General features: G+C 63.3%; 23 protein-coding genes. 15 read left to right on the top strand and 8 right to left on the bottom strand.

What is annotated here, in order from left to right; translation table 11 throughout:
* Nucleotides 1-21: 21 nt before the first annotated feature.
* The 3 genes from N8A98_RS06455 to N8A98_RS06445 are packed head-to-tail and all read right to left on the bottom strand — an operon-like array spanning nucleotide 22 to nucleotide 2,796.
* Entirely contained in the window at nucleotides 22-897 is an 876-nt protein-coding gene (locus N8A98_RS06455; protein WP_262170060.1) for a sucrase ferredoxin, read from the bottom strand.
* Nucleotides 898-1,815 (bottom strand): ABC transporter substrate-binding protein, encoded by a 918-nt coding sequence (locus N8A98_RS06450; RefSeq protein ID WP_262170058.1) that lies wholly within the window; start codon nucleotides 1,813-1,815, stop codon nucleotides 898-900. It abuts the gene before it with no gap.
* Between the two features lie 60 nt (nucleotides 1,816-1,875).
* Nucleotides 1,876-2,796, bottom strand: coding sequence for an ABC transporter substrate-binding protein (locus N8A98_RS06445; RefSeq protein WP_262170056.1), 921 nt, complete (start codon nucleotides 2,794-2,796; stop codon nucleotides 1,876-1,878).
* 163 nt (nucleotides 2,797-2,959) lie between these two features.
* On the opposite strand from N8A98_RS06445, the gene N8A98_RS06440 reads away from it, so the two are divergent.
* Genes N8A98_RS06440 through N8A98_RS06430 form a run of 3 tightly spaced genes read left to right on the top strand, consistent with a single transcriptional unit; the run spans nucleotide 2,960 to nucleotide 5,755 of the window.
* On the top strand, nucleotides 2,960-3,916 hold the full coding sequence (locus N8A98_RS06440; protein ID WP_262170055.1) for a FecCD family ABC transporter permease: 957 nt from the start codon (nucleotides 2,960-2,962) through the stop codon (nucleotides 3,914-3,916).
* Nucleotides 3,913-4,947 (top strand): FecCD family ABC transporter permease, encoded by a 1,035-nt coding sequence (locus N8A98_RS06435; RefSeq protein ID WP_262170053.1) that lies wholly within the window; start codon nucleotides 3,913-3,915, stop codon nucleotides 4,945-4,947. Before N8A98_RS06440 ends, N8A98_RS06435 begins: the two co-directional genes overlap by 4 nt.
* 4 nt (nucleotides 4,948-4,951) lie before the next feature.
* Entirely contained in the window at nucleotides 4,952-5,755 is an 804-nt protein-coding gene (locus N8A98_RS06430; RefSeq protein WP_262170052.1) for an ABC transporter ATP-binding protein, read from the top strand.
* Nucleotides 5,756-5,904: 149 nt separating this feature from the next.
* Here N8A98_RS06430 and N8A98_RS06425 read toward each other — a convergent pair whose 3' ends face one another.
* From N8A98_RS06425 to N8A98_RS06415, 3 genes are read right to left on the bottom strand one after another with little or no spacing between them, the layout of a single operon-like run.
* Entirely contained in the window at nucleotides 5,905-7,335 is a 1,431-nt protein-coding gene (locus N8A98_RS06425; RefSeq protein ID WP_262170050.1) for a M81 family metallopeptidase, read from the bottom strand.
* A gap of 1 nt (nucleotide 7,336) precedes the next feature.
* The gene (locus tag N8A98_RS06420) at nucleotides 7,337-8,497 is read right to left on the bottom strand and encodes an MFS transporter (RefSeq protein ID WP_262170049.1); all 1,161 of its coding nucleotides are present in this window, start codon (nucleotides 8,495-8,497) and stop codon (nucleotides 7,337-7,339) included.
* Between the two features lie 36 nt (nucleotides 8,498-8,533).
* Nucleotides 8,534-9,028 (bottom strand): hypothetical protein, encoded by a 495-nt coding sequence (locus N8A98_RS06415; protein WP_262170048.1) that lies wholly within the window; start codon nucleotides 9,026-9,028, stop codon nucleotides 8,534-8,536.
* A 375-nt stretch (nucleotides 9,029-9,403) separates the two neighbouring features.
* On the opposite strand from N8A98_RS06415, the gene N8A98_RS06410 reads away from it, so the two are divergent.
* The 7 genes from N8A98_RS06410 (at nucleotide 9,404) to N8A98_RS06380 (ending at nucleotide 17,867) form a co-directional block, all read left to right on the top strand.
* The gene (locus N8A98_RS06410) at nucleotides 9,404-10,558 is read left to right on the top strand and encodes a Gfo/Idh/MocA family protein (protein WP_262170047.1); all 1,155 of its coding nucleotides are present in this window, start codon (nucleotides 9,404-9,406) and stop codon (nucleotides 10,556-10,558) included.
* Between the two features lie 11 nt (nucleotides 10,559-10,569).
* Entirely contained in the window at nucleotides 10,570-11,457 is an 888-nt protein-coding gene (locus tag N8A98_RS06405) for a carbohydrate ABC transporter permease (protein WP_262170045.1), read from the top strand.
* Nucleotides 11,458-11,522: 65 nt separating this feature from the next.
* Nucleotides 11,523-12,410, top strand: coding sequence for a carbohydrate ABC transporter permease (locus N8A98_RS06400; protein WP_113121418.1), 888 nt, complete (start codon nucleotides 11,523-11,525; stop codon nucleotides 12,408-12,410).
* A 132-nt stretch (nucleotides 12,411-12,542) separates the two neighbouring features.
* Nucleotides 12,543-13,745, top strand: a complete 1,203-nt coding sequence (locus N8A98_RS06395) for an extracellular solute-binding protein (RefSeq protein WP_262171903.1) — start codon at nucleotides 12,543-12,545, stop codon at nucleotides 13,743-13,745.
* 95 nt (nucleotides 13,746-13,840) lie between these two features.
* Nucleotides 13,841-14,917, top strand: coding sequence for an ABC transporter ATP-binding protein (locus tag N8A98_RS06390; protein ID WP_262170044.1), 1,077 nt, complete (start codon nucleotides 13,841-13,843; stop codon nucleotides 14,915-14,917).
* A gap of 29 nt (nucleotides 14,918-14,946) precedes the next feature.
* Nucleotides 14,947-15,813, top strand: a complete 867-nt coding sequence (locus tag N8A98_RS06385) for a MurR/RpiR family transcriptional regulator (protein WP_113121356.1) — start codon at nucleotides 14,947-14,949, stop codon at nucleotides 15,811-15,813.
* Nucleotides 15,814-15,848: 35 nt separating this feature from the next.
* Nucleotides 15,849-17,867: a beta-N-acetylhexosaminidase gene (locus tag N8A98_RS06380; protein WP_262170042.1), complete on the top strand. Its 2,019-nt coding sequence runs from the start codon at nucleotides 15,849-15,851 to the stop codon at nucleotides 17,865-17,867.
* A gap of 192 nt (nucleotides 17,868-18,059) precedes the next feature.
* On the opposite strand, the gene N8A98_RS06375 is transcribed toward N8A98_RS06380, so the two are convergent.
* Nucleotides 18,060-19,517, bottom strand: coding sequence for a M81 family metallopeptidase (locus N8A98_RS06375; protein ID WP_262170040.1), 1,458 nt, complete (start codon nucleotides 19,515-19,517; stop codon nucleotides 18,060-18,062).
* 198 nt (nucleotides 19,518-19,715) lie between these two features.
* On the opposite strand from N8A98_RS06375, the gene N8A98_RS06370 reads away from it, so the two are divergent.
* The 5 genes from N8A98_RS06370 (at nucleotide 19,716) to recQ (ending at nucleotide 24,561) form a co-directional block, all read left to right on the top strand.
* Complete coding sequence (locus tag N8A98_RS06370; RefSeq protein WP_262170039.1) at nucleotides 19,716-20,099, top strand: RidA family protein; 384 nt, start codon at nucleotides 19,716-19,718, stop codon at nucleotides 20,097-20,099.
* Between the two features lie 4 nt (nucleotides 20,100-20,103).
* Complete coding sequence (locus tag N8A98_RS06365; RefSeq protein ID WP_262170037.1) at nucleotides 20,104-20,880, top strand: SDR family oxidoreductase; 777 nt, start codon at nucleotides 20,104-20,106, stop codon at nucleotides 20,878-20,880.
* Nucleotides 20,877-21,938: a D-TA family PLP-dependent enzyme gene (locus N8A98_RS06360; protein WP_262170035.1), complete on the top strand. Its 1,062-nt coding sequence runs from the start codon at nucleotides 20,877-20,879 to the stop codon at nucleotides 21,936-21,938. The genes N8A98_RS06365 and N8A98_RS06360 overlap by 4 nt, the downstream gene beginning before the upstream one ends.
* 136 nt (nucleotides 21,939-22,074) lie before the next feature.
* A complete protein-coding gene (locus N8A98_RS06355; RefSeq protein WP_262170034.1) occupies nucleotides 22,075-22,632 on the top strand; it encodes a DNA-3-methyladenine glycosylase in 558 nt (185 codons plus the stop codon).
* Nucleotides 22,633-22,716: 84 nt separating this feature from the next.
* A complete protein-coding gene (gene recQ / locus N8A98_RS06350) occupies nucleotides 22,717-24,561 on the top strand; it encodes a DNA helicase RecQ (protein WP_262170032.1) in 1,845 nt (614 codons plus the stop codon).
* A 7-nt stretch (nucleotides 24,562-24,568) separates the two neighbouring features.
* On the opposite strand, the gene arsK is transcribed toward recQ, so the two are convergent.
* Nucleotides 24,569-25,780 (bottom strand): arsenite efflux MFS transporter ArsK, encoded by a 1,212-nt coding sequence (arsK, locus tag N8A98_RS06345; protein ID WP_390888805.1) that lies wholly within the window; start codon nucleotides 25,778-25,780, stop codon nucleotides 24,569-24,571.
* Between the last annotated feature and the right edge of the window lie 10 nt (nucleotides 25,781-25,790).

Here is a 25,790-nt window from a genome sequence, read left to right as displayed (position 1 = left end):
CGCTGCGTAATAGTCGCAAGATTAGCGGGCGGAGACGCCGCTCACGGTCCAGCGCCCCACCGGCTTGAACGCCTCGGCTTCGATATCGCGGCAATTGCCCTGCACGTCGAACTGCGTCCGCGTCAGCGCCACGCTGAGCGCAATGCCCGCAACACTAAACCGCACATCCATGTCATCGACCGAAATATCGGCCGTTTCATCCAACTGCACTTGGGCCTGGGCATAGCCATGCCCCTCGGCCCAGCGCATCGCCGCAATCTCGGCAGTCTGCCGTGCTTCATCCAACCCATTGCGCCCCTTGAAGGCGGGGAGGAAATATTGCCCGCGTGACAGGGCATCGAGAAAGGCCGGCACATCGGCCGGCGTCAGCCGCCCATAGCGGTCCCGATTGGGCATGACGATCACCGAGGGCGCAAAATGGCACCCCCCGATATGGGTGCATTGCAGCACATCGAACGCATCGGTGCTCGCCGCCAGGGCCTTATAGACCGGAAAACCATAGCGCGCGCAGCAGGCATCGGTCTTGGCGTCCGTGCAGCACAAGATCACCTGCCGCTCGAACACGTCCCCCGGCAACGCCTGCCCCTCGCCCCATGCGATAACCAGCGCGGCCGCTTCCGCCTGATCGGCCGGCACATAGCGCCGTCCATCGGGAAACGACAGCAGCTCCAGCTCCGTCCCGTCTCCGCTATCGACCAGCCCGACATAGCGGCCATGGCCCATGCTCGCCTTCATGGCGCCTTGCAGCGCCTCGCTCATGTCGGCGGCCATATAGCGCGGCCGCCGCCATTTGCCCTTGGGCCAGCGGATGAACAAATGCCGCTCGGCTAGCGCCCCCATACCCTCCTGGGGTTCGCCTTTGGCAATGGCCAGATCGGTGCAGAACAGGCGAACCATTTACTGGCCAAGCGGCGGCAGGGTCACGCCATAGATATCGGCCAGATCGTCCAGCATCATATAGGCGCAATAAATGCCGCCGCCGGCATTCCACGCCAATTCGCCCACGCGCTGCGCCTTGCCCGCCTTCACCGCCTCAAGGTTGAGCCAGAGCGGATCGGCCAGCCACTCGTCCATATTGGCCTTGTCTTCACTATTGTCGTTGTCCGAGGAGAAGTAGAAAATGCGATCGCCCGCCATTTCGGGGATGCGTTCCTTCTGCACCTCAGTGAAGGTCTCGGTGTGATCCTGCGCCGGCGGGCGCTTGAATCCGACAAGATCCAGCACAACGCCGGGGAAGCTGCCGCGGAAATAAAGCCGCGTGCGCGACGGCGAGAAGCGCACCAGCGAAATTTCTTCATTCACACCATCGCCAATGGCTGCCGCCAGTTCCTTGGCGCGCACTTCCAGCGCCGCGACATTTGCCGCCGCCTTGTCGCCCAGGCCCAGCACCTCGCCATAGAATTGATAATTCTTGAGCCAGCTTTCCCCGATCGTTTCCGACATCACCGTCGGTGCAATGGCCGAAAGCTGCTCATATATTTTTTCCTGGCGCACCTTGGTGCCGATGATCAGGTCGGGTTCGAGCGAGGCGACCAGTTCAAGATTAATCGCCGTCTCGGTGCCCAGCGAAACCGCGTCACCCAGCAGTGGCACCAGATGGTCGTAAAACGGGTCAACGTCCCAGCTCTGCGCCGCCCCGACCGGCACCACGCCCAGATGCAGCAATGCCTCGGTGCCTTCATTGGTCAGGATCACCACGCGCTGCGGCTGGTCGGGCACTTCGGTCACGCCCATGGCGTGGGTAATTTCCCGCGCCTGCGCGCTCGATAGCATCAGGGCCGCAAACAGGCCGGCAGAGAACAGGTGCTTCAACATGGATCAGCTCAAAATAGAATAAAAAACGGCCACCCGCTTGCCGCGGATGGCCAGGGATTTCTAGCGGGTGGAGGCCAGCCCATAATGTTTTTCGACATCGTCGAGCAGCAGGTTGGCGGCGATGACGCCACCGGCCGTATTCCAGATCGTGTCGGAAACGGCATAGGCCCTGCCGGCTTTCACCACGGGCAGGTTCTGCCACAGCGGGTCGGCGGTCCACTCCGCCGCCACCTTCTCGGCAACGCCATCGCCCACTTCATAGACGAAGTAGAACAGGCGATCGCCGTCGAAATCGGGAATGCGTTCCTTGCCCACATCGTCGGCAAATTCCGGCTTGTCCTGCGACGCAGGGCGCCTGAAGCCGATTTCACTCAGGATCAGGCCGGCGAAAGTGTCCTTGTAATAGATGCGGGTCATGCCCGACATGAAGCGCACCAGCGAGACTTTCTCCTCGAGCAGCGGACCGGCCTCCGCGGCGATCTTGGCGATGCGCTCGTCATAGGCCGCCAGCGCCGCCTTGCCCTCTTCGCCCTTGCCGGCCGCCTCGGTGTAAAGCGCCATATTGACCTTCCAGTCGCCGCGCAGGCGCTCGGACATTACGGTCGGCGCAATCGCGGAGAGCTGATCGTAGATCTTCTCCTGGCGCATCTTGTTGCCGATGATCAGGTCCGGCTGCAGCGCCGCAATGGCTTCGAGGTTGATCGCCGATTCCTCGCCGACCACGGTGACATCGGTCATGTCATCAGCGATATGATCGTACCAGGGATTGCCCACCCAGGACTGCACCGCCCCAACGGGCTTGATGCCCACGGCCAGCAGCGCTTCGGTGCCTTCATTGGTCAGGATAACGATCCGCTGCGGACTGTCCGGCACCTCGGTTGTGCCCATGGCGTGGGTGATTTCGCGGGCCAGGGCGCCCGGCGCCAGTGCCAGAATGGCGGCGCAGGCCATCGCCGCGAATGTGTTGCGAAGAGTGGACATGACAATCCTAAATCTTGACATGAGGGATCAGAAAATGGTCTGGGCAAACAGTCAGAATTTAGTATGACTGTCAATATCAGCTTATTGGTCTTTTCCCCTGTCCGACCTCGCCCACGCCTCTTCCCGTCCCGTGCTCGCCGCCCTGCCGTTTCCGGCAATCTGGGTGGGGCTCATCATTGCCCTGCTCGCCGCCATGCTGATGAGCCTGACGCTGGGCTTCAAGCTCTATGGGCTCGATCAGGTCTGGCAGGCGCTGTTCGCCTTTGACGGCTCGGAAACCGCTGTGGTCATCTCCAATCTGCGGCTGCCCCGCGCGGTCCTCGCGCCACTGGTCGGTGCCGCGCTCGCCATTGCCGGCGTCATCGTGCAGACCCTGTCGCGCAACCGCATCGCCTCGCCCGACACGCTTGGCCTCAATGCCGGCGCCTCCCTGGCAGTCGTGGTTGCCAGCACCGCTTTTGGCGTCGGCTCGCTGCTCGGGCTTTCCATGTCGGCAGCTTTGGGCGCCCTGCTGACCAGCTTTCTGGTCTTTGCCATCGCGGCGGGGGCAGGGGGGCTGTCGCCCATCCGCATCGTGCTGATCGGCGTCACCATTGCCGGGCTTGGCCATTCCATCGTCGAAATGATCCTCACCACCAATGAAGCGCAACTGCAGCAATTGCTGTTCTGGCTCTCGGGTTCCTTCGTCGATCGCCCCATGACCCTGGCGCAGACCGGCGCACCCATCGTCCTCATCGGCGCCGCACTGGCGTTGCTGCTGCACCGGGCGCTGGATGCGCTGCAGGCCGACGATTCCACCGCCACCAGCCTTGGCGTACCGCTGGCTCTGGTGCGCGGCGGCAGTTTCGTGTCGGTCGCATTGCTCACCGGCGCCGCTGTTTCCATGGCCGGCCCCGTCACCTTTGTCGGCCTCGTCGTGCCCCATGCCGCGCGCCGCCTTGTCGGCCTGCGCCATGCCCGGCAAATTCCCGCCGCCGCCCTGCTCGGCGCCATCTATGCGACGCTAGCCGATGTCGCCGCGCGCTTCATCATCTACCCGGTCGAAGCCCCCGTCGGCGCCATCACCGCTGTCGTGGGTGGCGTGGTCCTTCTGGTCCTGCTCAAGCGGAGGGCAGCATGAGCGGCCTCACCTCCAATCTCGCCCCGGCCCGCGCGCCGGCGGCGCTCGGCCTCATGGCGCTGGCCTTCGTGCTGCTCGCGCTCAGCGGCGTCGCCTTCGGTTCCACCTGGATTCCGCTCGATCAGGTGACCAGGGTCATCCTCGGCGCCGGCGAGAAAACCCAGAACCTCATCGTGCTGCAATTGCGCCTGCCGCGCGTCGTCATCGCGGCCCTTGCCGGTGGCGGCATGGCGGCGGCAGGCTTCCTGCTGCAAAAAATCACCCGCAATTCGCTGGCCTCCCCCGGCGTGCTGGGCGTCATCGATGGCGCAGCCTTGGGCGTCGTCATTTTCCTGGCCCTGCTGTCCGACGAATCCAATGCGCTGGTCACCTCCATCGCCTACCAGCCGGTCGCCGCGACCCTGGGCGCGCTGGCCGCCATATCGCTGGTCTTCATCCTCTCGGGCCGTCAGGCCTCCTCGGCCATTCGCCTGCTGCTGTTCGGCATTGCCATCGCCGCTGTCGCCAAGGCCATCACCATCGTCATGATGCTGATCGGCCCCATCTATCGAACCAGCCAGGCGGCGCGCTGGATTGCCGGCTCGGTCAACGAAATCAACTGGAGCGAAATCCAGGTCACCGCCCTCGCCATGCTGCCGCTACTGCTGCTCTCGCTCATCGCCGCCCGCAAGCTGCCCCCGGCCGATCTCGATGAAGTCTCCGCCCGCGGCGTCGGCCTCGATCTGCCGCTCTTTCGCGTGCTGATCTTCGCGCTGGCCGCCGCGCTCACCGCCGTGTCGGTGGCCTTTGTCGGCGGCGTCGGCTTTATCGGCCTGATGGCGCCACACCTGGCGCGGCTCCTCGTCGGCCGCAATGTCTATGCCGGTCTTGTGGGTAGCTTCCTGCTCGGCGCCATCATGCTGGTCGCGGCCGATCTCATCGTCCGGGTGGCCTTTGCCCCCATCGAAGTTCCCGCCGGCACGGTGACTGCGGTTATCGGCGCACCCTATTTCCTCTTCTTGCTGATGGGCAGGCAACGCCATGACGGATAGCGCTATGGATACCCGCATTTCGGTCGACAATCTCAGCCTGGCCTATGGCCCTATCAGCGTGCTCAACGCCTTGTCCCTGCCCATCCCCAAGGGCAAGATCACCGTGCTCGCCGGCCCCAATGGCTGCGGCAAGTCCACGCTGCTCCGCGCCATCCGCCGCCTGCATAAGCCCAGCGGCGGCCAAGTGCGGCTCGGCGATGTAGATATTTCCACCCTCAATGACCGCATGCTGGCCCGCCAGATTGGGCTGCTCGCCCAAAGCCCCTCAGCGCCCGACGACATGACGGTGGAAGAGCTGGTCCGCCTCGGCCGCTATCCGCATCAATCCATGATGCAGCCCTGGAGCGGTGACGATGCCGCGGCGCTCGATCGCGCCATGGCCGGCACCGGCGTCGATCATCTGCGCAAGCGCCGCCTCGGTTCGCTCTCGGGCGGTCAATTGCAGCGCGTCTGGATCGCCATGGTGCTGGCGCAGGAAACCGATGTGGTCTGCCTCGATGAGCCGGTCAATCACCTCGACATGGCGCACCAGCTCGATTGCCTCGATCTCGTGCGTCAGCTCAATGCCGATTTCGGCCGCACCGTCGTGCTCGTCCTGCACGATCTGAACCTGGCCGCCCGCTATGCCGACCGCTTGGTCTTCCTGCGCGACGGCGCCATCGCCGCCTCCGGCACGCCCGAGGAATTGATGACCGAAGCCACCATCGCCCGCGTTTTCGACGTGCAATCCATGGTCATCACCGACCCCGTCCACGGCCGCCCGCTCTGCATCCCCCTGCGGACGCAGAGCAGCACGGCTGCGGCTTAGGGGAGCCACGGTCCAGTCCCCTCCCCCTTGAGGGGAGGGCTAGGGTGGGGGTTCTGCGGCCCCAACATACTTGATGCCGGTGGAGAATACAGAACCCCCACCCTCAATCCCTCCCCTCAAGGGGGAGGGAGGCAGATCGCAGCTTCAGCCTAAGCCCGTGCCGACCAGATCGGCGTCGGCGCATAGGCAAATTCCCTATCGAACGGATATTGCGCGACGCTTTTATGGTTGCGCACCAGCCGCTCGACAAACTGATCCACCACGCCCGGCGATAGCGCCATCAGGCTCGGATTGGCGATCGGCCCCAGATCGGGCGACAGATAGCCTGATTTGACCACGACAATTTTCGCCGTCCGCGGATCAAGCCCCAGCCGCGTGAAATCGGGAATATTGTGAAATGGCCGCCGGCGCACCGTCAGCACCAGATCGATCCCGCCAATCCGCACCACCGCCTCGCGCAGCCGCTCCTCACCCGTCTCCAGCAGGAACACCACTTCGGCTTCCGCTGTGACCGGCACGCTGCTGCGATCAAGACTCCCACCAATCTTGAGCTGGACTTTCGCCCCGACACCCGCCGCATAAGCCGCTTCGGTCGCCGCCCTGTCGGCAATGCCGGCAAACACCACGCCCTGCGCATTCCGGGCAATCAGCGCCGCCAGCACTTCGGCCCGGTCACCCACCCCGCCGCCGGTCGGATTATCCCCCGACTCCGCCAGCACCACCGGCCCACTCACCGACGTCACAGCCCAATCAACGCATTCCTCGATACTGCCCGTCTTGGTGCCAAAGACGAACTCGCTCCGAATATCCCAATAATTCTGCGCCAAAGCCGAGGCAGCTTTTTCCATGGCCGCCCGGTCCGTGCCGGTAATCACCGCGCAAGCCGTCGCCCGCGGCTCATCCGCCCAGACATAGCCAACCTGGAACGAAGCATCCCAGATGCCGGTCGGGTCCTCGGTCTCCTGCAATTGCGTATAAAAACTGCGCGCCGGCTCGTCCTGAGTACTGGTTCGCTCACCCGGCAGCAGCACCGGCACCGGCGCCCAGACGATGGCCGGCCGCTGCCCACTCCGCAGTGCCCGCACCAGCATGGTCACCGCCCGGCGCATCGTGTCCGGCACGTCGATATGCGGCGCCGTGCGATAGGTGGAGAAAATATCCAGGCTATCGACAATGCGCTGGCTGACATTGCCATGTAGATCATAACTCGCCGCAATCAGCACATCCGGCCCGACCACTGCCCGCACCGCCGCAATGAAATCCCCCTCGGCGTCGAACATGCCCTCGACAAACATGGCGCCATGCATGGCGAGGTACACCCCATCCAGCGGCAAGGCCTGCTTCAGCCCCTCAAGAATCTCACCCTTCCAGCGCTCATAAATCCCGCGCTCCACCGGCCCGCCGGCAATGGCGCGGGCATGCAGGATGGTGATGAACTCGGCCGGAAAATGCGTCAGGAAATCGAAATAGGCATCCTTGAGCATGCCGGGGCCGCGCAATACGCGAAAATCGGCCTCGCGCGCCAGCACGGGATTATAGGTGCTGCATTCGGTATGCAGCCCGGCAACGGCAATGCGCATCTCAAAGAACTCCAGGAATTTCCGCTTCAGGATTGTGATCCGCCGCCCGCTGCTTGACCATCAGCCGCCCGGTCAGCAGCAGGCTCACAAGCAGCACCGGCACCAGCGCCAACAGGCCCAGCCGCATATTGGCATGCTCGGCAATAAAGCCGATCACCGGCGGGCCGATCAGGAACCCGCACAGCGCCACGAAGGACAAGACCGCCACATTGGACGAGGAGGGCCGATCGGTCAGGCTCGCCGCCGCTGTCACCGCCAGTGGGAAGCCCACCGAAACGCCCAAGCCAATGATGGCAAAGCCGAACAGGGCTGCAATCGTATTGGGCGCAATGAACAGGATCGCCGCCCCCGCCAATGCTAGCGTGCCGCAAATGCGGGCCGTATTGACCGCCCCGAACCGCGCCTTGAGCGTGTCCCCGCCAAACCGCCCGGTGGCCACCATGAAGGCGAACACTGAATAACCCAGACCGGCCAGCCCGCCATCGGCGCCCAACGCTTCGCGCAGGAACACCGCCGACCAATCGGCCATTGCCCCCTCGGTCATGGTAATGCCGAACACGAAAAAGCAGATGCCCAGCAGCGCCCAGCTCGGCATGGCCCAGGCCGAGCGCTGTCCTTCGGTCTTCGTTTCGCCTTCCGGCGCGACCAGAGGCAGAAGCAGCGCCACGATCACGCCCAGCGGCAGATTGATCGCCGCCACCAGCAAAATCGCCCAATGCGGCGCCAGCCCAATCGCCGCCAGCGCAGAGCCAATCAGGCTCCCCACCATGATCCCCACCGACCAGAAACCATGCGATTTGGTCATGATCAGCGAGCCCGTGGATTTCTCCACCGCATCGGCCTGCACATTGAGGCCCAGCTCAAGAAACGAGATCGACGAGCCGGCCAGCATCAGCGCCACGAACAGCAGCGTCGGATTGGGCGCAAAGGCTGGCAGGCTGACCGCGATAGCGTAGAAGAAAAAGCCGTAGAGAATTGCCGCCCGCGGTCCGATCTTGCCGACCAGCGGCCCGGCAAAGGGCAGCGTCAGCAGCGTGCCGCAGGGCAGGCCCAATAGCGTAAAGGCCAAAGCCGCCGGCCCCAGCCCCAGCGCCTGCTGCACATCCGGAATCCGCGGCAGCCACGAGCCGAACGCGATCGGCTGCAGGAAAAACACCAGCATGGTCAGCCGCTGAACGCTCCATCCCCCCATTGTCGTTCAGCCTTTTCGCGGAGTGCCCATGGGGAAGGGGAGGTAGCCGGCAAAGCCCGTCAGCTTCCAGGCGCCGGCCACCTTGCGGCAGAAATACAGCGTCTGCCAGTTCATGATTTCCTTGCGGCCATCGGCCAGCGCGATCGTGCCGTCGAATTTCTTGTGCGCGATGGCGATGTCGCCATTGATCTCGATATGCTGCAGCGTCGTGTTGCGGAAAATGGCGAGGCGCTGATCCTCCGCGTATTTTACCTTCTGGCTTTCTGCCGCCTGGCGCAGCCATTCGTCGCGATAGGCCTCCAGCGTCGGGAAGCCGATTTTCCAGCTATCGGGATTGTCCGAGCCACCGCCATTGATGCCCAGAAATCCCTCGCGCACGAAGTCGCCATCCACCATGCTCCAGTCGGCGCTGACAAAGGCGTCGATATCGCGCTCGACCAGCATGGTCCAGATCGCGCCGCGGTCGGGGTCATGGGGGAAGGGGTTGGTGGTGTGGCTCATCTGGCTCTCTCCCGGGCCTCAGGCAGGCCGCTGCGGCAAATGCCGGGGATTCTGCCTGACTCTGTTATAAATTTTCATTTCTGACATCCGTGCGAAGCCCGCTTTGAGGCACGTACATAGATACCAATCCGAGCATGCTGCCTTTTTCCGGCACGCTTGTCCACAGCGAAAAATGCGGAAAAATCGGTGAAATCGCTCAGGTTTTCAGCAGAATGGCGCCGGTTTGGGCAAGCCCACCTGCGGTCTAGATTGGTATTGTGGATGTGTCGGATTCGTGTTGACATCCTGTTCGGAACGATCCTAATCTTGAAAATAGTTTACAGAAAACCCGACCAGTCCAACAGAGAATGGCGGGAACAGGATGGGCGTATATCTATGCGGGTTGGCATTATCGGTCTGGGCTATCGTCTGGGTTATCTGGCACGGGTGTTCTCCGTGGCGCGCGACGATTTCAACATCGTCGGCTATGTCGATCCCGCCCCGGCTGGCCTGCCCTATGCCACCGAGCACGGCGTCAATGTCGGCAAGCAATATGATAGCCTCGAGGCCATGCTCGACAATGAGCAGCTCGACCTGCTGATGGTCGGTTCGCCCAATCACCTCCATCTCGGCCATATCCGCATCGGGCTCGAACGCGGCCTCAAGATTTTCACCGAAAAGCCGGTGGTCACCTCAGTCGAAGACACCATGGCGCTGGCCGAGCTGATCGCCCAATACGGCTCCGACAATCTGATGGTCGGTCTCGTGCTGCGCTATGCCCCGCTCTATGTGGACCTGCGCAAGGCCCAGGCCGAGGGCCAATTGGGCGACATCACCTCCATCGAGGCCTCCGAGCATATCCCGCCCTATCACGGCGCTTTCTTCATGCGCGACTGGCGCCGCTACGAGAAATATTCGGGCAGCTTCATGCTCGAAAAATGCTGCCATGATCTCGATCTCTATAATGGCGTCATGGGCTGCCGCCCCAAATATGTCTCCAGCTTTGGCGGCCGCCGCACTTTCGTGCCCAAGAATGCGCCCCAGGTTACGGGCATCAACGACATGGAAGTCTACCATCGCAAGCCCTCCGGCTGGCAGGGTAGCGACAAGGTGTTCGACAGCGATGGCGACATCATCGATTTCCAGACGGCAATGGTGCAATATGAAAATGGCGCCGCGCTGACCTTTCATACCAATCTGAACGTGCCAGACGATTTCCGCCGCTTCGCAGTGATGGGAGCCAAGGGCATGGCCGAAGGCGATTTCATCCGCAATTTCCTGCGTGTCACGGACTCGCGCACGTCCGAGCGCCTCGTTGACACGACCTACAAGACCAGCGGCCTCAGCCAGCACTATGGCGCCGACGAGCAGATGGCCGAAGATATTCTCAAGCATATCGTGGACGGCGCGCCCCTGCCGGTCTCGGTCACGGACGCATTGGAGGCGGGCCTCTTGGCGCTCTCCATGGACAAGGCGATGGCGAGCCGATCGGTGGTGGACATGACGCCCATCTGGCAACAATTCGATGCGGCTTTAGGCCGAGCGAGCTGAGGAGCAGGTAGATGACCGGTACTCGCAGCGCTTCCCTCTTCGCTCTGGCCTTACTGGCTCCCGCCCTCATCTACATCCTGATCATCGTTGCCTATCCGCTGTTCGACACGGTGGTCCTCAGCTTCACCAATGCGGCCCTCCGCCCGACCTATGATTTCGTCGGCTGGGCCAATTATCAACGCATTTTCGGCGCCGGCAATTTCACTGAAGTCATCCTGCGCACCTTCATCTGGACCTTCTTCTCGGTCGCCACCAAGATGATCATCGGCACTTTGGGCGCTACCCTGCTCAATGCCGCCATCCCCGGCCAGACCGTGTTCCGCATTCTCACCATGCCGCCCTGGATCGTGCCCATGGCGATCGGCATTTTCATGTGGGGCTGGATGTATAACGGCCAGTTCGGCATGATTTCCGGCCTGTTGCAGAATTTCGGCATCATCAGCAAGCCATGGCCGATCCTGGCGCAAGGTAGCTCGGCCTTCTGGGCCACCATCGTCACTGATGTGTGGATCGGGGTGCCCATGGTCACCATCTATCTGCTGGCCGCCATACAATCCATTCCCAAGGATCTCTATGAAGCCGCCTGGACCGATGGTGCATCCCGGTCCTATCGCTTCCGCCGCATCACCCTGCCTTTGATGATGCCGGCCATGCTGACCATGAGCTTGCTCAGCCTGATCGCCACTTTCAATTCCTTCGATATCATCTGGATCCTGACCCAGGGCGGCCCGTCCGGCTCCACCACCACCATGATCATCGATACCTACAAGACGGCCATCGGCTCCCGCAAATATGGCGAAGGCGCCGCCCGCGCCGTGGTGATCTGCATTTTCGTGTCGATCTTCTGCCTCGTCTATTTCCGGGCGGTCCGCAAACTCTCGCAGGGAGAAGCCAAATGAGTGCCGATAACTCAAGCTCCGCTTTGCCCCCGGGCGCCAATCCCCTGGCCACCAGTGCTAGCGCCATGGCGCAGGTCACCACCCGCCCGCGCGCCCGCTCCACCAAGGCTATGATCGACCGCTATAAGTGGTATGAGGTCGTCGCCCTCTATGCCGGCATGGCCGTGTTCCTGTTCTTTGTGCTGGCCCCCTTCATCGAAGGCTTCCTGGTCTCGCTCAAGCCGCTGAGCCAGCTGTTCTCCACGCCCTATAACTTCATTCCGCAGAACGGCTCGTTCGACGCCTATTTCCAGATGTGGCGCTCGGTGCCCATGCTGGGCATGCACATCTTCAATTCCTTCTTCATCTCCTCGGTGGTGACGCTGATCGTCGTCATCATCGTGGTGCCGGCCGCCTATGCCTTTGCCCGCTTCCAGTTTGCCGGGTCCGGGCTCCTGCTGGGCATGTTCCTGGCCGTCAACATGTTCTCGGGCGCCGTGCTGCTGATCCCGCTGTTCCGCCTGATGCGACAGCTGATGCTGCTCAACACCTATTGGGCCATGATCGTGCCGGGCGCCGCTTTCCTCATTCCCTCGTCCATCTGGCTGTTGCGCACCTATATGATGCGCATTCCGCGCGAGCTGGACGAAGCCGCCTGGGTCGATGGCGCGTCCCGCCTATATACCCTGCGCCGGGTCATCCTGCCGCTGGCTATGCCGGGCATTGTCGTGGTCGCGATCATGACCTTCATCGGCGCCTATGCCCAGCAATTCATCTTCGCGCTGACCTTCAATTCCCGGACTGAATTCATGCCGCTGCCGGTTGGGCTCTTCGCCTTTTTCGGCAAGCAGGAAGTGCAGTGGAACGAGTTGATGGCGGCCAGTTTCGTCGGAATCCTGCCGGTCATGATCGTCATCGTGTTCCTGCAGCGCTATCTCGTCGCCGGCCTCACCGCCGGTGCCGTGAAGCAATAGGGGAAGGCCGGGCGGAAGAAGGGTCCGTCAGGCTGTCAAGTTTGGAGCGGGATTTCGGTCCTGCTCCGAGGGAAGGCGCTCTTCGGGGCGTGCAACAAGGGAGACTACAAAGTGCAAAAAACGACCGGCCTAATCGCGGTGTCGCTGCTGGCCCTGGCGGCCTCGGCACCCGCTTCATTCGCCCAGGACGTCAAGGAAATCAGCTTCATCAACTGCGGTGACGAACTCACGGCAGGCTACGCCGACTATTTCAAGGAATGGGAAGCCGAAAATCCGGGCTTCAAGGTCGTGCCCGAAGTCGTGGGCTGGGGCCAGTGCCAGGATAAGGTGACCACGCTCGCTGCCGCCGGCACGCCCGTCGCGCTGGCCTATGTCGGCTCGCGCACCCTCAAGCAGTTCGCCCTCAACGATCTCATCGTCCCCGTGCCGATGACCGACGAGGAAAAGGCCGGCTATTACAATTACGTGCCCGATACCGTCACCTTCGACGGCACCCAGTGGGGCGTCCCGGTCGCCTTCTCGACCAAGGCCTTCTACTGGAACAAGGATGTCTTCAAGGCTGCCGGGCTCGACCCGGAGGTCCCGCCCAAGACCTGGGAGGAAGAGATCGCCTTCGCCAAGCAGATCGAAGACAATACCGACTTTGACGGTTTCGGCGTCGTCGCCAAGACCTTCGACAACACCATGCACCAGTTCCTCCATTGGGTTTACACCAATGACGGCCAGGTCATCGATGCCGATGGCAATATCGTGCTCGACTCGCCGCAGAACCTGGAAGCCCTCACCGCGCTCAAGGACATCTCGGCCTATTCCGAAGAAGGCCCGACCGCGTACGAGCAGAACGAAGTGCGCGCCATCTGGCTCGACGGCACGCTGGGCATGATCCATGCTTCGCCCAACGCCGCCAATCTGGCCACCGAAGCCGGCATGAACTGGGGCGTTGCCGCCCTGCCGCTTGGCCCATCCGCCAAGGGTCCGGGCACCCTGCTGATCACCGACTCGCTGGCCGTGTTCAAGGGCTCGGGCGTTGAAGAGCAGGCCACCAGCCTTGCCAAATACCTGACTTCGGGCGAACGCCAATGGGCTGCCGAAATGGCCCAGGGCCTGACCCCGCTCCGCCCGCTTGAGCCCCAGACCGCCGAACTGCTCGCCGAGAAGCCCTATTGGGCGCCCTTCCTCGACGGCATCGAATTCGGTGGTCCCGAGCCGCTGCTGACCGACTATGTCGGCCTGCAGAACGTGATGATCGAAATGGTGCAGTCCGTCGTGACCGGCGCCGCCGAGCCCGCCGCTGCCCTCACCACGGCTGCCGGCGAACTCGAGCAGTACAAGTAAGCCTGAAGTTCGGCCGTCGCCTTCGGGCGGCGGCCATCCCGACACCCTTTCTACCCGCCCGCGGGAACCGCCCCGCCGCCCGGAGACGCAACGCCATGTCCCAGCTCAGCCTCAAGCACCTTGAGAAAAGCTTCAACGAAGCCAAAATCATCAAGGGGATCGACCTCGAGGTGTCCGAGGGCGAGTTCGTCGTCTTTGTCGGCCCCTCCGGCTGCGGCAAATCCACCCTGCTGCGCATGATTGCCGGGCTCGAAGATGTCAGCGCCGGCGAGATTTCCATTGGCGGCAAGGTCGTCAATGATCTGCCCCCCGTGCAGCGCGGCATTGCCATGGTGTTCCAGTCCTATGCGCTCTACCCGCATATGACCGTCTACGAAAACATTGCCTTCCCGCTGCGCGTCGAAAAGCTGCCCCAGGCCGAAGTCGACAAGCGCGTGCATGCCGCTGCCAAGGTGCTGCAGCTCGAGCCGCGCCTGCAACATCGCCCCGGCATGCTCTCAGGCGGCCAGCGCCAGCGCGTTGCCATCGGCCGTGCCATCGTGCGCCAGCCCAAGATTTTCCTGTTCGACGAACCTTTGTCCAATCTCGACGCCGCGCTCCGCTCGGAAATGCGCATCGAGCTGATGGAACTGCACAAGCGCCTGGGTTCCACCATGATCTACGTCACCCACGATCAGGTCGAGGCCATGACCATGGCCGACAAGATCGTCGTGCTCGATGCCGGCGTGATCGCCCAGGTGGGCTCCCCGCTCCAGCTCTATCACAAGCCCGACAATATCTTCGTCGCCGGCTTTATCGGCAGCCCCAAGATGAATTTCATCAACGGCAATGTGACCTCGGCCGATGGCGAGACCGTCACGGTCGATCTGGGCGAATTGGGCACCATCGCCCTGCCGCGCCAGTCCAAGGCAATCCATGGCCAGTCGGTCACGCTGGGCATCCGCCCCGAGCACCTGACGCTGGAGGGCGGCGATTTCGCCCTCACCATCACGCCCAAGATCGTCGAGCATCTGGGCATCCACACCGTCAGCTACGCCAACCTGCCCGCCGGAGAAAACTTCGTCGCCCTGTTCGAAGGCGACCCCAAAGTGGCAGAAGGCCAGCCCACCAAAATGGGCTTTGCCATTCATCAGGCGCATCTGTTCGACGAAAAGGGCCTGGCCGTTTACTGAGAGGCCTTTAAGAGTCGGGGGAGAGCAGCATGTTGGATATCGTCGGTCTGTTGCAGACCGAAAAGAACGCGTTCACGCGGTCGGAGCGCGCTCTGACCGAGATCGTGCTCGCCGATGTCGACAGCGTGCTCAAAATGTCCATCGTCGATCTGGCGGCGCAGGCCGATGTCTCCCCGCCCACCGTCACCCGCTTCTGCCGGCGTCTGGGCTGCGACAGCTATGCCGATTTCAAGGTGCGGCTGGCCCAGTCCCGCTTTGTCGGGCAGCGCTATTTCTCGCCCGCCGCCAGCCCCTCCAATGTGCGCGAAATCGCCCAGGGCGTCGTCAACGGCATCCAGTCCATCATCTACGAAACCTTCGAACATCTCGATTTCGCTGCCGTCGAACGCGCCGGTGAAGCCATTGCCAAGTCTAATTTCGTGCTGGCCTTCGGCTCGGGCGGCGCCTCCTCGATGATGGCCGGCGAAATCGAAACGCGCCTGTTCCGCCTGGGCCTGCGGGTCGCCTCCACCGAAGATCATCAATTGCAGATGATGCGCGCCGCCTCCGCCCCGCCCGGTACGGTCATCGTCGCCTTTTCGCTTTCCGGCAATAATGCGCAGCTGGCCAAGACGCTCACCGTGGCCGGTGAATATGGCCTGACCCGCATCGTGGTCACCCGCTCATCCTCCATGGTCTCGGCCCAATCCGACATCCTGCTGCCGGTCAATTGGCACGAGAACATCGATATCCTGCGCCCAACGCCCGGCCGCTACGCCTTTTTGGCCACGGTCGACGTGCTGGCCCAGACGGTCGCCACCCGCCTTGGCCCGTCCGCCGTCGCCAGCATGCGGCGCATCAAGCATCAGCTCGTCGTCAATCGCGACGGCGACGACGCCCAGCCTCTCGGGGACTGAGCTTTCCTTCCACTCCTTGCCATCGGGATAATGCCATGACTGCCGGCCATTCTTTGTCGCTCGTAACCACCTGGACCCCTGCCAGCGAAGGCGAAAGCCTCGCTTACGGCATCGAGCTCACCAATAATGGCGACACCGCGCTCAAGGACTTTACACTGGGCTTTTCCGGCCCCGCCCGTATCGATCCGCACGCCACGCTCGAAAACGGCAAGCTGCTCAAGCGCCTCTCCAACCACACCCTGATTGCGCCCCCCGACGGCCTCGTGCTCGAACCCGGCCAAACCTGGAAAGCCATTGCCCGCGGCCTCTCCTATGGCTTGCGCCATTGGAGCGACGGCGCCAATTCCGGCTATGTGGCCCTCGCCGACGGCACCATCATCACCCTGCCCACCGCCCCCACCCAGGGCAAGGGCCACAATTCTCCGCTGCTCAAGGGCGCGGCGAAGTTCAAGGTGCCCGCCAAGGCGCCGGTTCCCGTCTCGATCATCCCCTGGCCCAAATCCGTCGCCACCACCGGCGCCCGCATCGTCCCGCCCGGCTTCGACTTGCAACCGCAGGGCGAGGATGCGTCCAAAGCCGCCGCCGCCTTCGCAACCCTGGTCGCCGACCTCTTCCCCGTCGAAGCCATCGTCCGCCCCGCCTCCGAAGCCGGCATGCCGGTGCAGATCGTGCACAAGCTGGGCCTCGGCGCCGAAGCCTATGAAGTCAGCTTCGCCGACAATGCCGCCACCGTTTCCGCTACCACCCGCCAGGGCATGTTCTACGGCCTGGTCACCCTGGGCCACATCCTGCGCGGCGCCAAGCTCTACCCCCAGACCTTCCTCTTCCCCACCGGCGGCACTATCACCGACGAGCCCGGCTTCACCTATCGCGGCTGCCATCTCGACGTGGCGCGCCAGTTCTATACCGGTGCCGAAGTCAGCCGCCTCATCAGGCTCATGGCCTGGAACAAGCTCAACAAGTTCCACTGGCACCTCAGCGAAGACGAAGCCTGGCGCTTGGAAATCGATGCCTATCCCGAACTGACCGAAATCGGCGCCTGGCGCGGCCACGGCAAGGCCCTGCCGCCGCTATTGGGCTCCGGCCCGCAGCCGACCGGCGGCTATTATTCCAAACCCGTCGTGCGCGAAATCGTGGCTCTGGCCGATAGCCTTGCCATCACCGTGATCCCCGAAATCGACGTGCCCGGCCATTCCTATGCCGTGCTGCAATCCCTCCCGCAATTGCGCGATCCCAACGAGATCGGCGAATACCAATCGGTGCAGGGCTTCCCCAATAACAGCCTCAACCCTGCCTATGAGCCGGTCTACACCTTCATGGAAAAGGTAATCGACGAGGTGCTCGAACTGTTCCCCGCCGGTATCTTCCATCTGGGCGCCGACGAAGTCCCGCTCGCCGCCTGGTCCGGTTCGCCCCTGGCGCTGGACATGATCGAAAAGCTCGGCGGCCCGGCTTTGCGCAAGAAGCACGAAGCCCAGCTCAACGTCCTGGGCAATCACCACGGCGCCGACGAAATCGAGGGTTCGCCCACCGCGCTCCTGCAGTCCGAATTCATCCGCCGCGTGCACGAAATCATCGCCTCCAAGGGCGCCATTACCGGCGGCTGGGAAGAAGCCGGCCATGGCGACAAGGTCGACAAATCCAAGACCTTCCTGATCGGCTGGCGCAATGTCGAGATCAACGCGGCCCTGGCCGAACGCGGCTATGACATGGTCGTTTCCCCCGGCCAGCGCTATTATCTCGACATGGCCAATGGCCAGGCCTGGGCCGAACCCGGCGCCGGTTGGGCCGGCTGGTCGGGCCCGCAGGAAACCTACGAATTCGAGTCGCGCGAAGGCTGGACCGAACACCAGCTCAAGCATCTGCTGGGCGTGCAAGCCTGCATCTGGAGCGAATCCATGACCGACCGCGCCATTTTCGACCGCCTGGTCTTCCCCCGCCTCTCCGCCGTCGCCGAAGCCGGCTGGACCCTCCCCGACCGCAAAAGCTGGACCCGCTTCAGCGCGCTCGCGGGCCTGATGCCGATCATGTACGGCAATTGGGCCGAGGAGTGATCTTTCTTCCCCTCTCCCCTTGAGGGAGAGGGATAGGAAATCCGCGTTCAGCGGATTTTCGAGGGTGAGGGGTTCTGCGTTATCCCATGCCAGAAGCGTAGAAAGAGACCCCGCATCCCAACCGAAATTCGCCTTCGCGAATTCGGTGTCCCTACGCGGCACCTTCTCCATCAAGGGGAGAAGGGAAAGGTCTCACCCCCAAGGGTTCTCCACCATCGGCCAAATATCCCGCCGCGCCTTGCGATAGGGCGTCGTCGCCGGACTATTGGGGTAAGGCTTGCCCGCCGAGCAATAGACAATCTCCGACGCAATCCGCGAGAACGAGTCGTAAAAGTGGTTGGTCGATTTGATCAGCAATATCTTCCGCGATGTCGGCTCGATTCCCATGGCTGAAAAGAGGCTCGGATCAAAACTCTGAGCCCGCGTCGAATTAAGGATCACATCGATCCCGTCAAAGCTGATCCAGGCCGCATCGCCAAAGGGCGCAAAGCTCTCGCCAAACCGCATCTCGGCATTGGGCACCAGCTTGCGCACCGTGACGATCTTGTCGATCGGCGAGCCCGTATCCGGCGCCGATTTGGCCCCGAAACGCAGTGCGATTTCCGCCCCTTCGCCCGCCGCCATGCAGATCTGCACCGCAATGGGGTCCCAGATCGTGCCCACTGCCACGTCGGTCACGCCCCGCGCAATCAGCTCGCCCAGGATCACCGTGGCGTCCCCCGCGGGCCCGCCGCCGGGATTGTCCCATACATCGGCAATCACCACCGGCCCCTTGGTCGCGGCCACAGCCACATCCACCGCCACATGCTCATCCACTTGGGCGACCATGAAGGTGCCACGCATGGCAAACAGCTCGCGCCCCAGCTTTTCCGCCAAAGCCGCGCCGGTCTCCGGCTGGTTATCCGTCACCGCAATGACCTTGGTGCCCATTTCCGGCACATCGCCCGCCATGAAGCCATGCACCACCGACAGCGACAGCACGCCCGCCTCGCTCTTTTCCAGCCCATAGAGCCGATCCACAAAGCTGCGCATCGGCTCCTTGGAGGTGGGGAACACATCGATCATCCGGCAATCGAACACGCTCATCACCGGACTGATCTCGCCCTTGAGCGCCCGCACCGCGATCGACCACAGATCGCGCGCCCGATCGACAAAGTCGATATGGGGAAATTCCTTGAACACCACGAAAAAATCAGCCGCCGCCACCCGCTTGGCGGTGAGATGGCTATGCGGATCAAGCTCGGCGCAGACCAGCACATCCGGCCCCACAATCTCGCGCACCCGCGCCAGCAAATCCCCTTCGACATCGTCATAGCCCTGCGCCACCATGGCGCCATGCAGGCCCAGCACCACACCATCCACCGGCATGGCCGCTCGCAATTGGTCAAGGATTTCGTCGCGCAAATCCTCATAGGTCGTGCGCGCCACCAGCCCCGCCGGGTCCGCCCAGCTGGCGCTGCCCTCGATCAGCGTCCAGCCCAGCTGCGTACAGACCTCGCGGCCCACCGTGATCGGCGCGCTGCACAGCGTCGGCGTCGCCGGATGCTCGCCCGGCTTGGCGTAAAGCGAGGCCTCGAAAGCGCGCTTGTCGATCGCTATAGGCGAAAACGTATTGGTCTCGGTGGCCAGGGCGGCGGTAAAGACGCGCACTTGGAACTCGCAAAATGACAATAAAAAGAGCATCCCCACCGGGGCGCTGCCATGCCAAGCTAGCACAAGGCATAACCAGCAATCACGTAAGAAATTTACATTCGCGCCGTCATTTTACACGAGAAATGTCGGTTTCGGGTCGATAAAGTCGTCAGCAGTGAAATTGCCTTTCAGAAAATCCAGCAAGGGAGCCTCTTCATGCCGATCAAACGTTATGGTGCGGAAAAGTCCGGGGCGGGCGGCCAGAACCTGCCCTTCGCCCGGGCCGTGGAAGCGGGCGGCTGGCTCTATGTCTCCGGCCAGGTCGCCATGAAGGATGGCGAGATCATCAATGGCGGCATTGTCGAGCAGACCCATGCGACCATCAAGAACGTCATCGCCATTCTCGACGAAGCCGGCTTCGGTCTCGAACATGTCGTGCGCTGCGGCGTCTGGCTCGATGATCCGCGCGATTTCTGGAGCTTTAACGCCATCTACAAGAGCTATTTCGGCGAGCATCCGCCCGCCCGCGCCTGCGTGCAGAGCCATATGATGGTGGACTGCAAGGTCGAAATCGACTGTGTCGCCTATAAGGGACCCTGACGCCATGAGCGCTTCCCCCTTTCGTCTCGACGGCAAGACCGTGCTGATATCAGGCGCCGGCGGCGGCATTGGCCGCTCCATGGTCGCCGGCTTCCGCGCTGCCGGGGCCAATGTCATCGGCGCCGATCGCGATGCGGATCTGCTCGCCGGGCTCGACCTCGCCGGGCAGGTGCTGTTCGAACTCTCCGACCCCGCGGCCACCCGGGCGGCCATCGAGCGCTACATTGCCGAACACGGCGCCCCCGATGCGGTCGTTTCCAATGCCGGCTTCACCCGCGCCGAATCCCTCGAGCATCTCGACGACGATGTGTGGGCCTCCGAGATCGCCATTAATCTCAATGGCGCCTATGCCATGACCGACCCCATCGTCACAGCCATGGCGCAGCGCGGGGCAGGGAGCCTGGTTTTCATCTCGTCGGTCAACGGGCTCGCCCATTTCGGCAACCCCGCCTATTCCGCCGCCAAGGCCGGGCTCATTGCCTATGCGCGCGCGCTGGCCGTCGAACGCGGCGCCCAGGGCATCCGCGCCAATGCCATCTGCCCCGGCTCCGTCCGCACCCCCGCCTGGGATCATCGCCTCGCCGCCGACCCGACCGTGCTCGACAATGTCCTGCCCCATTATCCGCTGGGCCGCATGGTCCTGCCGCAGGAGGTTGCCAATGCCGCCATCTTCCTGTGCTCCGATGCGGCGTCGGGCATCACCGGCACCACATTGACCGTCGATGCCGGCCTCACCGCCGGCAATCTGCGTTTCGTCGATGAAGTTCTGAGGGGCAAATGAGCGCTATAGCCGAACTCGATACACCCGCCGTCCTGATTGATCTCGACCGCGTCGAGGCCAATCTCAAGCGCGTACAGGATTATGCCGACACCCATGGCCTCAAGCTCCGCCCCCATATCAAAACCCACAAATTGCCCCGCTTCGCCAAGCGCGCGATCGAGCTGGGCGCGGTGGGCATTACCGTACAAAAACTGGGCGAAGCCGAGGTGATGGCCGATGCCGGCATCACCGAAATCTTCCTGCCCTACAACATTATCGGCCCCGCCAAACTCGCCCGCCTCAAGGCCCTGGCTGCCCGCATCAACATCGCCGTCACCGCCGACAGCGCCCAGACCGTCGCCAGTCTCTCCGCAACCTTTGCCGGCGCAACCAAGCCGCTGACCGTGCTGGTCGAATGCGATACCGGCATGGGCCGCTGCGGCGTGCAATCACCCGCCGAAGCCGTCGCGCTGGCCCAAAAAATCGCCGCATCGCCGGGCCTCCATTTCGGCGGCCTCATGACCTATCCCGCCGCCGGCCAGGTGGAAGCCAATGCAAAATGGCTGGCCGACGCCAAGGCGGCCCTCACCGCCGCCAATCTGCCACCAGAAGTCATCTCCAATGGCGGCACACCCGATATCTGGCGCGCCCACGAGGTCATCGCCGCCACCGAACACCGCCCCGGCACCTATATCTATATGGACCGCTTCCAGGTCGCCAAAAATGTCGGCAGCTTCGCCGACTGCGCCCTGACGGTCCTGGCCACCGTGGTCAGCCGCCCCACCGAAAACCGCGCCATCATCGACGCCGGCTCCAAGGCCCTCACCAGCGATACATTGGGCATGACCGGCTTCGGCCTGATCGAGGCCTATCCCGACGCCGTCATCGTGGGCCTCAGCGAAGAGCACGGCACCATCGACCTCACCAATTGCCCCACCAAACCCGCCATCGGCGAAAAGCTCCGCATCATCCCCAACCACGCCTGCGTGGTGTCGAACCTCTTCGACAGCGTGACGCTGATCTCCGGCAATCAGGTGGTCGAAACCGTCCATGTCGACGCCCGCGGGCGGGTGGATTAGGAAAGCTCAGTGAACCGTTGCGAGCTCGGATCGACTCACTCTCAGTAGACCTCATCCTGAGCCTGTCGAAGGACGAGGTCGTGGCACGATGCGGGCACGACCTCGTGGTTCGACAAGCTCACCATGAGGTCTACTGATGCAGCCTATCTCAACCACCTTCTTCGACCGCCCCGTCCTCGACGTCGCCCGCGACCTCATCGGCACAATTCTCCTGGTCGACGGCGTCGGCGGTCCCCTCGTCGAGGTCGAGGCCTATGACCAGACCGACCCGGCCTCGCACACGTTCAACGGCCCGACCCCGCGCAATGCGGCCATGTTTGGCCCGCCTGGCCATGCCTATGTCTACAAAATCTACGGCATCCACTGGTGCCTGAACTTCGTCTGCCAGCCGGGCAGCGCCGTGCTGATCCGCGCGCTCGAGCCCACGCACGGCGCCCACCTCATGTCCGAACGCCGCGGCGGCCTGCCCACCCGCCAACTCTGCTCCGGCCCCGGCAAGCTCTGCCAGGCCCTGGGCGTCACCATCGCCCACAATGGAATGCCCCTCGATACGCCACCCTTCCAACTCCTCCCCGGTGAACCCGCCGAAATCAACACCGGCCCCCGCATCGGCATCACCAAAGGCGTCGAAACCCCCTGGCGCTTCGTCTTGCGCAATTCCCCCTTCCTCAGCAAACCGCTGCCGCGCCAGTAGGCGAATTGACCCTTTCCCCAGCGCAGCCGCGTGATTGCCTTGCGGCTCACCCCTTGGCTGTGATTCAAGAACCGGGTGAGCGCATTGGATTCGAGCATCGACCTGTTTGGCGCGGTAGGCCGGGGCGCCCCCCGCGACCCGCTCGATGTGCTACGCGATATTTTTGGCCACAAAAGCTTCCGCGGCCAACAGGAAGATGTGGTCCGCCACGTAGTGGGCGGGGGCGACGCCGTCGTGCTCTTCCCCACTGGCGCGGGAAAATCGGCCTGTTACCAGATCCCCGCCATCTGCCGCCCCGGCGTCGGCATTGTCATCTCTCCGCTCATCGCTCTGATGCGCGACCAGGTCGAGGCTTTGCGCCAGGCCGGTGTCGCCGCCGCCGCCCTCAATTCGGCGATGACCCAGGAGGAATCCGCCCAGGTTCGCGGCCAATTGCGGCGCGGCGAACTCGACCTGCTCTATGTGGCGCCCGAGCGCGTCGCGACCCAGGGTTTCCGCAATATGGTCGAAGGGCTCGATATCGCGCTCTTTGCCATCGACGAGGCCCATTGCGTGAGCCAATGGGGCCACGATTTCCGCCCCGAATATCGTGATCTGGCGCAACTCACCGAGCTTTTCCCCGGCGTGCCGCGTATCGCCCTCACCGCCACGGCCGACCCGACCACGCGCGAAGACATTATCGAGCGGCTGGGCCTCGAAGGCGCCCAGGTCTTCTCGACCAGTTTTGATCGCCCCAATATCTCCTATTCCATCATCGAGCGGGACAAGGCGCGCGAGCAATTGCTGGCCTTCCTTGCCGGCCACAAGGGCAATTCAGGCATCGTCTATTGTCTCTCCCGCGCCAAGGTCGAAGACATTGCCGATTGGCTGTCGGGCAAGGGCATTCCGGCTCTACCCTATCATGCTGGGCTCTCGGCCGAGCGGCGCAGCGCCAATCAGGATGCTTTCCTCAAGGAAGAAAACATCTGCATGGTGGCCACCGTGGCTTTCGGCATGGGCATCGACAAGCCCGATGTGCGCTATGTCGCCCATATGGACCTGCCGGCCTCCATCGAAGCCTATTACCAGGAAACCGGCCGCGCCGGCCGCGACGGCCAACCCGCCGAAGCCTGGATGAGCTATGGCATGGCCGATGTGGTGCAGCGCCGCCGCATGATCGACGAGGGCAATGCCCCCGACGAGGTCAAGCGCGTCGAACATAGTAAGCTCAATGCGCTGCTCGGCGTCTGCGAAACCGCCGAATGCCGCCGCAAGGCCATCCTCGCCCATTTCGGTGAAGGCCATGCCGGCAATTGCGGCAATTGCGACACCTGCCGCTCCCCCGTCGAAAGCTGGGATGGCACCGAAGCCGCCATCAAGGCCATGGCCGCCATCTACCGCACCGGCCAGCGCTTCGGTGCCGCCCATGTCATCGATGTGCTGGTCGGCAAAACCACCGAAAAGGTCGAACGCTTCGGCCATGACAAACAGGCCGTCTTCGGCCAAGGGCAGGACCTCGACAACAAAACCTGGCAATCGGTCTTGCGCCAGCTCACCGCCTCTGGCCTCGTCGTCGTCGATCACGCCGCCCATGGCGCGCTGACCCTGGGCGAGGGCGCCCGCGCCGTGTTCAAGCGCGAGCGCGTGGTGACGCTGCGCAAGGATCGCCCCAAAAAGGCTGCCGAAGTGCGCCAGCGCCTCAGCAATGCCGTGCAATTGGCCGAACCCGCCATGACCATTTTCAATGCCCTGCGCGACGAGCGCCTGCGCATCGCCAAGCAGCAGGGCGTGCCGCCCTACGTGATCTTCCACGACACCACTTTGCGCGCCATGGCCCTGGCCCGCCCGCGCCACCTGCACGACATCCTCAACCTGCCCGGCGTCGGCCAGGCCAAGCTCGACCGCTACGGCGAAGCCTTCCTGTCGGTGCTGTCCGATCTGGACGTTTAAGCCGGGGTCAGACGACGGCCACGCGCTGGGGCTGCCGGCAACGGCGCCAGATTTCCCCAAACACCGCCACGCATCCTAATCCCGCCACTGCCAGAACCCATATCGAGGGCTTTGGTCCGACAGCGCCTAGCGCGACCGACAGAGCGAATGGCGCGATGGCCGATAGCGCCAGCCGGCCCAGGCTGATCCAGCCCAGCCGCCGGCCGAAACCGGCCTTGCCGAATAGCGCCAGCGGCAATGTGCCCGATACAATGCTGAACAGCCCGGTGCCCATGCCAAAGATCACCGCAAAACCGATGCCGCCGGCGATCGATGGCGCCGTCAGCGCCAGGATGGTCAGCGCCAGCGGCATCATGCTCGCCGAAATGATCGAAAGTACCGTCGCCGGCAATTCCTTGCCCAATGTCATATTGATCAGCCGGCTTGCCACCTGCGCCGGCCCCAGCAGCGAAGCCACCAGCACCCCCGCATTGCCCAGTCCGAGCGAGCCCAGCATCGGCACGATATGGAACAGGATCGCCGCCGAAATGAACCCCGCCAGAGAAAAGCCGAGCACCACCAGGCCAAAGACCAGGCCCTGGTCGACCGGGTTCTCCACCCCGCCAATCGCGGCCGGCTGCGGCATCCGCGCGGCGGCCAGCCGCGAAAACCGCGACAGCCACAGATGCAGCGGCAGGCAGACAAGCAGGTTCAAGCCCGCGAACACCAAATAGACCTGGTGCCAGTCCATGGCCCCCAGCATGGCGCTGGTCAGCGGCCAGAAGATCGTCGAGGCAAAGCCGGCGATCAACGTCAGATAGGTAATGCTGCGCTGCGCCTTGGGGCCTGTACTCTGGGCGAGAAAGGCGAAAGCCGTCGAATAGAGCACGAAGGCGGAAGCCAGCTCGACCAGGATCATGCCGGCGAGGAAGGCGAAGGCGTTCCCCGCCAGCGCACACACGATCAGCGCCGCCGCTGCACCGACCGAACCCGCCGCCATGACCCGCCCGGCGCCATGCCGGTCCGCCAGTCCGCCGGCATAGGGCGAGATCAGCCCACCCGCCAGCAGCGCCAGCGAAATACAGCCGTAGATCCACTCGATGGCCACGCCGAACTCGGCAGCGATGCCGGGCGCCAGGATGCTGAAACTATAGTAGAGCGTGCCATAGCCGATGATCTGGGTGACCCCGAGCGCCCAGATGGCCGCGGCATTGGACGGCGAAGAAGTGGCCACGGTCATAATGTTCTAG

This window comes from Devosia neptuniae, from assembly GCF_025452235.1.
Taxonomy (GTDB): Bacteria; Pseudomonadota; Alphaproteobacteria; order Rhizobiales; family Devosiaceae; genus Devosia.
The sequence above is the reverse complement of the archived record's forward strand: the minus strand, read 5'-3'. Positions and strand labels throughout refer to the sequence as shown.